At 42.0% G+C, this 12,396-nt stretch carries 6 protein-coding genes; 4 read left to right on the forward strand and 2 right to left on the reverse strand.

Annotated features, from left to right (window positions below; translation table 11 throughout):
• Window positions 1-115: 115 nt before the first annotated feature.
• Window positions 116-2,992 (reverse strand): sugar-binding domain-containing protein, encoded by a 2,877-nt coding sequence (locus BSAG_RS17735; RefSeq protein ID WP_008771098.1) that lies wholly within the window; start codon window positions 2,990-2,992, stop codon window positions 116-118.
• A 243-nt stretch (window positions 2,993-3,235) separates the two neighbouring features.
• Here BSAG_RS17735 and BSAG_RS17730 point away from each other — a divergent pair, with 243 nt between their 5' ends.
• From BSAG_RS17730 to BSAG_RS17715, 4 genes are all read left to right on the forward strand, one after another.
• Complete coding sequence (locus BSAG_RS17730) at window positions 3,236-5,593, forward strand: family 43 glycosylhydrolase (protein WP_004316737.1); 2,358 nt, start codon at window positions 3,236-3,238, stop codon at window positions 5,591-5,593.
• Window positions 5,594-5,905: 312 nt separating this feature from the next.
• Window positions 5,906-7,993, forward strand: coding sequence for a beta-galactosidase (locus BSAG_RS17725; RefSeq protein ID WP_004315615.1), 2,088 nt, complete (start codon window positions 5,906-5,908; stop codon window positions 7,991-7,993).
• Window positions 7,994-8,055: 62 nt separating this feature from the next.
• Window positions 8,056-9,438 (forward strand): glycoside hydrolase family 28 protein, encoded by a 1,383-nt coding sequence (locus BSAG_RS17720; protein ID WP_004315616.1) that lies wholly within the window; start codon window positions 8,056-8,058, stop codon window positions 9,436-9,438.
• Between the two features lie 88 nt (window positions 9,439-9,526).
• A complete protein-coding gene (locus BSAG_RS17715) occupies window positions 9,527-10,216 on the forward strand; it encodes an SGNH/GDSL hydrolase family protein (protein WP_008017535.1) in 690 nt (229 codons plus the stop codon).
• Window positions 10,217-10,308: 92 nt separating this feature from the next.
• Here the strand turns inward: BSAG_RS17715 and BSAG_RS17710 are convergent, their stop codons facing one another.
• On the reverse strand, window positions 10,309-12,390 hold the full coding sequence (locus BSAG_RS17710) for a RagB/SusD family nutrient uptake outer membrane protein (RefSeq protein ID WP_004315618.1): 2,082 nt from the start codon (window positions 12,388-12,390) through the stop codon (window positions 10,309-10,311).
• Between the last annotated feature and the right edge of the window lie 6 nt (window positions 12,391-12,396).

Genomic DNA, 12,396 nt, shown 5'->3' on the forward strand with positions numbered 1-12,396 from the left:
TGTATATTGTTTATAGAATTTAGGCACGGATTACGCGGATTTCACGGTTTTTAGAATTACGCTTTCTATAAAGCAACAGTGTAATTCGTGTAATCTGTGCCTGATAATTTCCTTTTTAGTTAATTTTCGGTTTGAGCTCGTCCGGCGAATCTTTGGTATAAGATTTTACATCTCCTGCCACTTTGGTGAACAATGCCTGAATCAGCTCAGGAGATATTTTCTCTGTTGGACGGAAAGCATCCGAATTCATATAATCCAGGATTGCCTTGTGCATTTGTCGGGCAACGATTCGTTTCTCCGGTTGAGAGGTGATATCCATGCTGGTCATCATCAGTTTACCGTTCAATACATTTGCTTCAAACAACATTCCGATTTTCCGGCTGATGAACCAGGTGTCGATGCTTTGAACGGTTGGCTGGAATTCTGCCGGGAAGTCGGTAAATTGCATCACCTGGGCTTTATTTAATAATTCCCACCATTGCAGGTTACTATGAAATTCCGTAGGAAATTCACGGAAAAGAGGATGATATTCATTCAGGAAAATACCAGTTGTGTGCGGTGGGCGCATCTTGAACCAGGAAGTATTCCAGAATACCGGAGTAAAGTATTGTTTAACTTCTTTTCCGTATTGTATTTTGCCGGCTGCCGTAATTAATACATTTCCTCCTTCTTTCAGTACGGAAATGGCTTTTTCATCCAGTGTGTCGGTAGTATATACGCTTCCTTGTGTCAGTTCCACTTGTGCAGGATATACCCAGAAATCCCAGTCATTGACGGCATCGCTGCCTTCAATACACACTTCCAGGTTTAGTTTCTGCGGAGTATCGATCCCCTTCAGATTCATATCCACACTGCCTAGTGCACAAAGGTTTCCAATAGGAATCGTTTGTGTGCCGACAGTTCCTTTGGCATACACCTTTCCGAACTTGTTTTTGATAGTATAGCTAGTTTTTGCTCCTTGCAGAGGGGCTGCACCAAAGTGGGAAACTTCGATGTCGGCATGGAATGTTTCATCATTGGCATATACAAACTTCGGAATACGGGCTAAGGGGACAGTCGGGCTGCAAAAACGTCTGAATTGCTCCGCGTTGATATATCCTTTCTCTTCAAAAAATACATCCAGTACACCAACCAATGCCGTTCCCTGACCCGAATAATCGTTGAGAGCCAGCAATTGGAAACCTGCATAATCGGGGGTGCGCAATGTCTTTTCAATCTCATGCTTATAACAAAGTGCCTGCAATTTGCCCGAAGCCATCATAAAATCATAACTTTGACCTCCCATGTGGTTATCATTCAGAATATCCCTGAAAATCTCAAAGTTCTTCGCCTTGTTGACTCCGGTATATTTGCGGATTTCGTTGAAATTCGGGAATACGCACCATTGACCTGTTTCATGTGATACATACGGTTGTTTCACGGTGTCTATCCTTGCACGATAATCCGATTTGCTTTCCGGTTGCGCGCCTGCCCAACTCAAACCGCGTGCTCCGGCTTTCACATGGTATTCATTGTGAGGTTGCCACTGCCAGCTGTTTCCTACGGAAGCTCCTGTGTATACACGACGCGGATCTGTCGCTTTCCAATAATCGACAAACTTGCTCACCCATGCCACCCAGCGTCCGGAAGGTTCGTTACCACAAGCCAACATACAGTAAGATGCATAATTTCCGTATTCTTTAGTCAGGGCAATTGTTTCGTCCATCAGATATTTGTCAATTGGCTGACCGTTACCCAATCTTGGTCCGTGATTCGGCCAACTCGGACCTTCCGGTTGCAGATAGAAACCGACTAGATCGGCTGCGATAAAAGCAGCTTCCGGCGGGCAGAAAGAATGAAAACGCATGTGATTCAAACCATAGTTGCGGCAAATGCGGAACACCCGCTCCCAGGAAGCTACGTCCATTGGAGCATAACCGGTCAATGGGAAATCACAGTTTTCCACTGTGCCGCGAAGCATTGTTTTGCGACCATTGACGTAGAACCATTTTTCTTCTATCTTGAAATCGCGCATACCAAATTGTACCTGTTTGATGTCGGACTGTTTACCGTTGGTCAATTTTGCCGTCAGTTTATACAGTGCAGGATTGAACTCATCCCATGTGAGGAAATTTTTTCCCATAGGAAGTTCCATCTCTATCGCATTGTCTCCCGGACGGATATGGAAGCTTTGCTGAACAGGAGCTACTTTGTGTTGAGTGTCCGTATTGAAACTTTCGGCAGAAAGTGTAATATCTCCTTTGGTGGAAGAGGCAGACTGTATGTTCATGCGTACCAGTGCTTTCTGATTGTTTAAATCAGGGTATATCTGAATGTCTTCAAAATGGACTTTAGGAGTGGCCTGTAATTCGATTCGTCCTACGATTCCGTTCCAGTTACCTTGGGTCTGGTCGGTGATGCTGTGAGAGTCGGGGCCTACATTGATTTCTTTGATGCGGTTGTCGATGCGGATAGTAATCAGGCAGGTTTTGCCGGGAGTAATAGCAGAAGTCAGATCATACACATGAGGGACACAAAGACTGTTCTGCATACCGAGTTTCTGTTGATTGACCCATACGGTCGTTTCGATGTGCGGGCGTTCCAGGAAAAGAGTGATTCTTTCTCCTTTCCAGTTGGAAGGTATTGTAACTTTCTTTTGATACCAGGCTACCCCTACATAATGTTTGTCGGGAGTCAGGAAAAAGGGAAGTTTCACTTGTCCTTCTATTCTGTATTTCTCCATGTATGGATTGAAATAGTAAGAGCTGTCATACAAGCTTCCGGTCCACCGGGTGCGGGCGGTTACTTCATCTCCTTTCAGCTTTTCGGGCATGGAGCCGGGGAGATTAATCTGATCATCAAGGCTTTTTTTGAACCATTGTTCCTTGGTGCCGATATCTTCCCGGTCTATCTGGAAATTCCATTTGCCGGATAAACTGAAAGAATGATTTTGCCCCGTTACGGTCAGTATAGAGGCAAATACGATGGCAATACTTACTAAAAGTTGTTTCATGATATATAGAATTGATATGTTTTTCATCTCTATTTTAAAATCTGCCGCTAAAGTAGAGCTTTTTAAGGGTTTAGTAAATAGAAAGATGTACAGATACATAGAATATTGTATCAAAATGCACTTATAGGACGGATGGTGTACAAAACTACATGGATTTGAAATATTGTCCATGCTCTTTATCTTTGAGGAGGTTGGGAGATACCTTATCTTTGCGGGGTAAACTTTTTAATCTTAAAAGGAACCATGAAAAAAGTAGTTGTTTGGATGGCTCTAAGTCTTTGCTCGGTAATGACAATCTTCGCCGGTAAGACTGCTTATCTCTTTTCTTATTTCATCAATGACAGTAAAGATGGATTGCATTTAGCTTATAGTTATGACGGGATGAATTGGATGCCTTTGAATGGCGGACGGTCTTATCTGACACCTTCCGTCGGTAAAGATAAATTAATGCGAGATCCGAGTATTTGCCAGGCTCCGGACGGAACTTTCCACATGGTCTGGACTTCCAGTTGGACTGATCGGATTATCGGCCATGCTTCTTCTCGTGATTTGATTCATTGGAGTGAACAACAGGCTATTCCGGTAATGATGCACGAGCCGACTGCCTATAATTGTTGGGCACCTGAACTCTTTTATGACGAACCTTCGCAAACTTACTATATCTTTTGGGCAACTACCATCCCCGGTCGTCACAAGGAAATACCTACCAGCGAAAGCGAGAAGGGATTGAATCATCGTATTTATTATGTGACAACAAAGGATTTCTATACTTTCTCAAAGACGAAAATGTTCTTCAATCCTGATTTCAGCGTGATTGACGCTGCCATTGTGAAAGATCCGAAGCTGGGAGACCTGATAATGATAGTCAAGAATGAAAACTCCAATCCCCCGGAAAAGAATTTGCGCGTTACGCGTACAAAAAAGATCGAAAAAGGATTTCCGACCAAAGTATCGGCGCCTATTACAGGAAAGTATTGGGCGGAAGGACCTGCTCCTCTTTTTGTCGGTGATACGCTTTATGTTTACTTCGATAAATACCGCGATCATCGTTATGGTGCCGTTCGCTCTTTAGATCATGGCGAAACATGGGAAGACGTGTCCGATCAAGTTTCTTTTCCGAGAGGCATCCGTCATGGAACGGCGTTTGCGGTAGATGCTTCCGTGGTGGAGGCATTGATAGCCAATCGTACTTATAATCCTTTAATCCCCGATAATGTGGCGGATCCTTCCGTTTCTAAGTTTGGTGATACCTATTATCTCTACGGAACCACTGATTTGGATTATGGTCTTGAACGTGCCGGAACACCTGTTGTGTGGAAGTCGAAAGATTTTGTAAACTGGAGCTTTGAGGGTTCTCATATTAGTGGTTTCGACTGGTCGAAAGGATATGAATATACGAATGATAAAGGTGAAAAGAAAAAAGGATATTTCCGGTATTGGGCTCCCGGGAGAGTGATTGAACACGATGGAAAGTTTTATTTATATGTCACTTTTGTCAAGCCCGGTGATAAGATGGGGACTTATGTGCTTGTTGCAGATCGTCCGGAGGGTCCTTTCCGGTTTACCGAAGGAAAAGGGCTTTTTGTTTCCGGAGAAGAAGTAGATAGCCCCGCCATTATTAATGATATCGACGGAGAGCCTTTTATTGATGATGACGGTACGGGATATATCTTTTGGCGTCGTCGGAATGCGGCACGTCTTTCTGCTGACCGGCTTCATCTGGATGGGGAACCGGTGACATTGAAAACAGTCCGTCAGGGATATTCAGAGGGTCCCGTAATGTTTAAACGTAAAGGTATCTATTATTATATTTATACATTGAGCGGTCATCAGAATTATGCAAATGCATACATGATGAGCCGCGAATCTCCTCTTACAGGTTTTGTGAAACCGGAGGGCAACGATATCTTTTTGTTTTCTTCTCCCGAAAATCAAGTGTGGGGACCGGGGCATGGCAATGTGTTCTACGATGAAGGAACGGATGAGTATATCTTTCTTTATCTCGAATACGGAGATGGTGGAACCACCCGGCAGATATATGCCAACTGGATGGAATTTAATGATGACGGAACAATTAAGACTTTAGTTCCCGATATGCGTGGAGTGGGGTGCCTGGCAACTCCACAAGAGAAACGGACGAATTTGTCTTTGCAGTCACATTTTTATGCTTCCAGCGAGAAAGAACCGCGCACTTCTGTGGTCAGCATTGAAACACAGCCTAACCAGCCTCTACCGGAGAAAGCCTCCGTGAAGAATTATACTCGAACGCATACTTATCAGGCTGCTCATGTAGCCGATGAATCGAATGGAACTCGTTGGATGGCAGCCGATACGGATAGCAGTCCATTCATTACGGTGGATTTAAAAGGGATTCGCAATGTCAACGAATGTCAGTTTTACTTTACCCGCCCTACTGAAGGACATACGTGGCGGTTAGAAAAATCGATGGATGGAAAAAACTGGCGGACATGTGCCGAACAAGCTAAAGTAGAAGTGCGCTCCCCGCATTTGGCGAAGGAGATAGGGGAGGCCCGTTATCTTCGTCTTCATATCCGCAGGGGAGATGCTGGATTGTGGGAATGGAAAATCTATGAGAAATGATAATTTTGCGGAGTGCCCTGAAAGGGCTTAATTATATAGCGTAGGGCAACGCCCTACGAAAAAACGGTAATCTGAATTTGCGCCCAGAAAGGGCATAATTGTATACAGTTCCGCCCTTTCAGGGCTTGTGGCTGGTGTGTTTTTTTCGTAGGGCGTTGCCCTACGCTATATAATTAAGCCCTTTCAGGGCATCCCAATAAATATATAATTGTAAGGCTTTCAGCCTAACCGATAAATTCTCATTTAACTGATAAATTCCCATTTATAAAACGAATGATAAACAATAGCTAACATTAATAATCAATTGAATTTATGAAGTATATGATAAAAAGTAAAATATTAGCGATTCTTTGTGTCAGTCTGCTGACCCTTTCAACCACAGCACACCCCTCTTCTTGGTTTAATGACAAAGATCTGACACTGACAGGTGTCTACTATTATCCTGAACACTGGGATGAAAACCAGTGGGAACGTGACTTCAAGAAAATGCATGAACTGGGATTTGAATTTACTCATTTTGCCGAGTTTGCCTGGGCGCAGTTGGAGCCGGAAGAAGGACGTTATGATTTTGCCTGGCTTGACAGAGCGGTAGCTTTAGCTGCCAAATATGATTTAAAAGTGATAATGTGTACGTCTACTGCCACTCCTCCTGTATGGATGAGCCGGAAATATCCTGAAATTCTGTTGAAGAATGAAGATGGAACGGTACTTGACCACGGTGCCCGTCAGCATGCTTCATTTGCTTCTCCTCTTTACAGAGAGTTATCTTATAAGATGATTGAAAAACTGGCGCAGCACTATGGTAACGATCCTCGTATTATCGGATGGCAACTCGATAACGAACCTGCCGTACAGTTTGACTATAATCCGAAAGCGGAACTTGCCTTCCGTGATTTTCTTCGTGCCAAATACAATAATGACATTCAACTTTTAAATAATGCCTGGGGAACTGCTTTTTGGAGTGAGTCTTATTCTTCTTTTGATGAAATAACGCTTCCCAAGCGTGTACAGATGTTTATGAATCATCATCAGATTTTGGATTACCGTCGTTTTGCAGCAATGCAAACCAATGATTTTCTGAATGAGCAATGCTTGTTAATCAAGAAATATGCAAAGAACCAATGGGTAACAACCAATTATATACCGAACTATGATGAAGGACATATTGGTGGTAGTCCTGCGTTGGATTTCCAAAGCTATACCCGTTACATGGTATATGGAGATAATGAGGGAATCGGTCGTCGGGGCTATCGTGTAGGTAATCCATTGCGTATTGCTTGGGCGAATGATTTTTTCCGTCCGATACAGGGAACGTATGGTGTAATGGAACTGCAACCGGGACAAGTGAACTGGGGCAGTATCAATCCCCAGCCTCTTCCGGGAGCTGTCCGTCTATGGATGTGGAGTGTATTTGCCGGTGGAAGTGATTTTATTTGTACCTACCGCTATCGCCAACCGCTCTATGGTACAGAACAGTATCATTATGGAATAGTAGGAACAGACGGAGTGACTGTTACCCCCGGTGGAAAAGAGTATGAAACTTTTATAAAAGAGATTCGTGAACTTCGTAAGCATTATGCTCCCCGTGAGGCGAAGCCTGCTGATTACCTGGCACGTCGTACAGCTATTCTTTTCAATCCTGAAAACTCCTGGAGCATTGAGCGACAGAAGCAAAACCGGACTTGGGATACTTTTGTGCATATTGAAAAGTATTACCGTACCTTAAAATCATTCGGAGCCCCCGTCGATTTTATATCAGAAGCCAAGAACTTATCCGATTATCCGGTCGTCATTGCGCCGGCTTATCAATTAGCTGATAAAGAACTGGTGGACAAATGGATTTCTTATGTGAAGAATGGCGGAAACCTCATTCTGACTTGTCGTACGGCGCAGAAGGATCGTTATGGTCGTCTCCCGGAGGCTCCTTTTGGCTCTATGATTACTCCGCTGACCGGAAATGAAATGAACTTTTATGATTTGCTTCTTCCCGAAGATCCCGGTACTGTTGTTATGAACGGAAAAGAGTATGCTTGGAATACATGGGGAGAGATTCTGAATCCTCCGGCAGATGCTCAAATATGGGCTACTTATAAGAACGAATTCTATGAAGGAAGTCCGGCTGTGACTTTCCGCAAACTGGGGAAAGGTACGATTACTTATGTTGGAGTGGACAGCCACAACGGAGCATTGGAAAAAGATATATTGAAAAAACTATATGCACAGCTGAATATCCCGGTAATGGATTTGCCTTATGGCGTGACAATGGAATACCGGAATGGCTTGGGAATTGTTTTGAACTATTCAGACCAGCCCTATGCCTTCAACTTGCCGAAAGGAGCCAAAGCATTGATTGGAACTACAAATATTCCTACAGCGGGTGTATTGGTGTTTTCAATGTGACCGGCTATAAATTAATATTCTTATCTTTGATGTGTTTGAAGAATTAAAAATATGATATTGTAATGAAGACTTACTTACTGAAACCGATGGTAGTTGTCTGCCTTTGCTTATTGACAGCTTCCTTTACTTTTGCCGCTGATAATTATAAAATGGTAAAGGTGAAAGCTCCTTTCCCTATGCAACCTATTAAAGTATTTATCTATCCGGACAAAGACTTTTTGATAACAGATTACGGAGCAAAAAACGGAGGTAAAGTAAACAATACAAAAGCAATTGCTGCCGCTATTGAAGCGTGTCATAAATCAGGTGGCGGACGTGTTGTTGTTCCGGCAGGTATATGGTTAACTGGGCCAATTCATTTTAAAAGTAATGTAAATCTTTATTTGGAGGAGAATGCAATTCTGAATTTTACGGATAATCCTTCTGATTATCTTCCGGCAGTGATGACTTCATGGGAAGGTTTGGAATGTTATAATTATTCTCCATTACTCTATGCTTTTGAATGTGAGAATGTGGCAATTACAGGTAAAGGGACTCTTCAGCCGAAGATGGATACTTGGAAAGTATGGTTCAAACGTCCTCAACCTCATTTGGAGGCATTGAAAGAGTTATATACGAAAGCTTCGACCGATGTTCCTGTTATTGAACGTCAAATGGCGGTAGGAGAGAACCACCTTCGTCCGCACTTGATTCATTTCAATCGCTGCAAGAATGTTTTATTGGATGGGTTTAAGATTCGTGAAAGTCCGTTCTGGACCATTCATCTTTATATGTGTGACGGAGGACTGGTACGTAATCTGGATGTAAAAGCGCACGGACATAATAATGACGGTATTGATTTCGAAATGAGCCGTAATTTTCTGGTAGAAGATTGTTCTTTCGATCAGGGTGATGATGCAGTAGTGATTAAAGCCGGACGTAATCAAGATGCCTGGCGATTAAATACTCCTTGCGAAAATATTGTTATCCGTAATTGCCAGATTCTTAAAGGACATACATTACTTGGTATTGGAAGTGAAATTTCCGGAGGAATACGGAATATTTATATGCATGATTGCACAGCTCCGAATTCAGTAATGCGTCTTTTTTTCGTAAAAACCAATCATCGTAGAGGTGGGTTTATAGAAAACGTTTATATGAAGAATGTACAGGCAGGAATGGCTCAACGTGTACTTGAAATAGATACCGAAGTGCTTTATCAATGGAAAGATTTGGTACCTACTTATGAAGAACGGATTACCCGTATTGATGGCATTTATATGGATAAAGTCACTTGTGAGTCAGCAGATGCTATTTACGAATTGAAAGGAGATGCAAAACTTCCGGTGAAGAATGTAACAATCAAGAATGTGAAGGTAGGGGAAGTGAAGAAGTTCGTAAAGAAAGTGAATAATGTGGAGAATGTAGTAGAGAAGAATGTGACCTATGAAAGGGAGGTAAAATAATCATTTTCTGAAATTGGCAGAAAAAATCGCACTGTCATATTAGCATAATGTAGTATATTAGCGGCAAAATTGAAAACTTTATTCTAGTATGAAGAAATCCTGTTTTTTGCTGCTACTTACTATTTTATGTAGCAGTATAAGTTTTGCCCAAAGCCTGAAATCTATTTCTATTTTAGGCGACTCGTATTCAACGTTTGAAGGATATCTACAACCAGATACGAATAGTATTTGGTATTATGTCTCTCCACGACAACAAACAGATGTGACTTCAGTAAAACAGACGTGGTGGCATAAATTCATTAAAGAGAATAATTACCGCCTTTGTGTCAATAATTCATTTTCGGGTGCAACGATTTGTAATACGGGTTATCGCAATGAAGATTACTCGGATCGTTCTTTTATAACCCGTATGGATCAACTGGGTTGTCCGGATGTAATTTTTGTTTTTGGCGCAACTAATGATTGTTGGGCTGGCTCTCCGCTTGGGGAGTATCAGTATGTGGGGTGGGCTAAAGATGATTTGTATAAATTTCGTCCGGCTATGGCTTATATGCTCGCTCACATGATTGATCGCTATCCTAATGTTGAAATCTATTTTTTATTGAATTCCGGTTTAAAGGAAGAGTTTAATGAATCTGTCAGAACTATCTGCAGGCATTATAATATTGATTGTATAGAATTGCATGACATTGACAAAAAGAGTGGGCATCCTTCAATAAAGGGAATGGAGCAGATTAGTGAACAGATTAAAGAGTTCATGGTGAAGAAGACGAAGTGAAAGGAGCATTAAAAAATATTGCCACTTGTTCTTCTTTGGTTAGAAATTCTATTTCAAAGAGTGACAAGTGGCAATAGGATTAGCTGTTTATCTTAATATCCCGGGTTTTGCATTGCTTTCTTTTCCTCATTGCTTAATGCAGAACCATTTGAATTGGTGATACCGTCCAAGAAGGCTTGGGGGATCGGACGATAGTAATGTTTCTCCGATTTGAATTCGCCAAGACCTCTGCTGGCACCATCGTTGAATTTATGCCAACGGGCGTCTAACGTCTTGGTACGTGCCAGATCTTCCCAGCGTTGCAATTCGCCACAAAGTTCTCTTGTACGTTCATTCAACAGGAAGCACATCATTTTGTCAGCATTGGATGTGCAGCCCAGTTCGTTGTAAATAGGGACATCTACTGTAGAATTATATACATCTGATACACTATTTAATTTCATTGTTGTTTTGGTAGAAGCAGTGGTTTCCTGTTCTATATTGTTTGACTCGTAATAAGTATTTTCTTCCCAGTAAATAGCACCTTCAGAAGAATGACCGCCCCCCTTTCCCGAACAATAAGGATTGTTCTTATAGGCTTGTCCGCCATCTACATTCTTACTACGATCCTCACCTGTTTTATAACCGGCACGTTCACGTAATTTATTCATCCACTCGATAGCTTTGTCATAGTTGGCTTCCCCCTTACGAATATATGCCTCGGCAACCATTAGTACATCATCTGCCGAACGGGCGATAATAGCATCACGAGTACCGAATTGAGACGCAATAGAAACACGGTAACCATCACGGAATTTAGATAAAGCTACGGAACGTTTGTGGGGTATGATATCGTAATAATTACCTGTTTTTTCATTTACATTCCAACTGTGTTCCTGCCCTTTGAAATAGCGTACATATGTATACGTGTTACACATTTTTCCATCTTTCAAAACAGTATACGCCGGAGCATTGGGATATTTCTCATAGCGGTTGTCTCCCGGGTCATTAACGATGTATTTCATACCGAGTTCACCTCCACTAAAACGTTTGTCACCTTCTTTTACACCTGCCGGAGCGTATGGCATATCTTCTGCTGTCCAGGTAGGAGCGCTTTTGGTTTCGTTGGCTCCATAACAGGTGATGAATGATTTCCAGAAACGAGAGTCATTGACACGGTCAAATACCTGCATGGTATACTCTGTAGCACTTACGTATGAGAATTCACGTCCTCCTGAGATGTCACGTTTACATCCACCTATATCATTGCCTTGATATACGGCCGGATAATAAAGATGCATCTGATTTCCAAAGCGTCCCCATGTTGATTCATCATTAGAGAATTGAGCCGCTAGAATCACTTCGCTTACTTTCTCATTGGCTCCGTTTGGCTGTTCATAGTCCCAAAGTTCTACATAATCACTACACAACGGATGTGCATCTACAACTTCCGAACCATATTGAATAACAGCATCGAGGTCGGATGCTACATAATTACTGTTCCAATCGCTGTACAATTCAGATGCACGGAATAAATGTGCTTTTGCAAGGAAATGTGCGGCAGCATATTTGTTAATCCGTCCGATTGATTCACCTTTATTGGGAAGTAATCTGTAGGCTTCTCCAAAATCAGATATAACCTGTGTGTATATTTCTTCAGCAGAATTCCGTGTGAAATATGTTTCGGCACTTGTAGACGGAGCTAATTTCAAAGGTACGCCACCAAATTGTTTTACTAATTCAAAATAAGCATAAGCTCTAAGGAAATGTGCTTCTCCTAAACGGGTGTTGTATGTAGGTGAACTCTGATTATAATATTGAGGTATGTTCTGAATCAATATGTTTGCGGGTTCAACTAGTCCGTAGTAATTATCCCAGATGGGTTGGTTGGCACCATTTTCAGATGAGTTTAAATCCTGGCTATAGTGATTCCATGCAGGAATTACATTGTTAGCATCGGTAAACTCGTCCACTCCCATATTGTAACATTGGATCCCCCATATATAATTGAATTTAAATTTAAGTTTCTGATAGGCGCCAGTTACCAATTCATCAAGACCTTCCTGGGTTTTAAAACGGTCTGTACTATATTGAGTCGTAAGATTTTCATCAAGGAAAGACTCACTGCACGATGTGATCGAGCTTCCTGTTACGCTGGCTATTAAAGCAGCAAATAATATTCTATTTAATTTCATAATGTC

This window comes from Bacteroides sp. D1, assembly GCF_000157095.2.
In the GTDB taxonomy this organism is placed as follows: Bacteria; Bacteroidota; Bacteroidia; order Bacteroidales; family Bacteroidaceae; genus Bacteroides; species Bacteroides xylanisolvens.

What these genes read in the sequence shown, in the direction of transcription:
- BSAG_RS17735 (WP_008771098.1), bottom strand. Translation starts at nt 2,992, where the DNA reads ATGAAACAACTTTTAGTAAGTATTGCCATCGTATTTGCCTCTATACTG.
- BSAG_RS17730 (WP_004316737.1), top strand. Translation starts at nt 3,236, where the DNA reads ATGAAAAAAGTAGTTGTTTGGATGGCTCTAAGTCTTTGCTCGGTAATG.
- BSAG_RS17725 (WP_004315615.1), top strand. Translation starts at nt 5,906, where the DNA reads ATGAAGTATATGATAAAAAGTAAAATATTAGCGATTCTTTGTGTCAGT.
- BSAG_RS17720 (WP_004315616.1), top strand. Translation starts at nt 8,056, where the DNA reads ATGAAGACTTACTTACTGAAACCGATGGTAGTTGTCTGCCTTTGCTTA.
- BSAG_RS17715 (WP_008017535.1), top strand. Translation starts at nt 9,527, where the DNA reads ATGAAGAAATCCTGTTTTTTGCTGCTACTTACTATTTTATGTAGCAGT.
- BSAG_RS17710 (WP_004315618.1), bottom strand. Translation starts at nt 12,390, where the DNA reads ATGAAATTAAATAGAATATTATTTGCTGCTTTAATAGCCAGCGTAACA.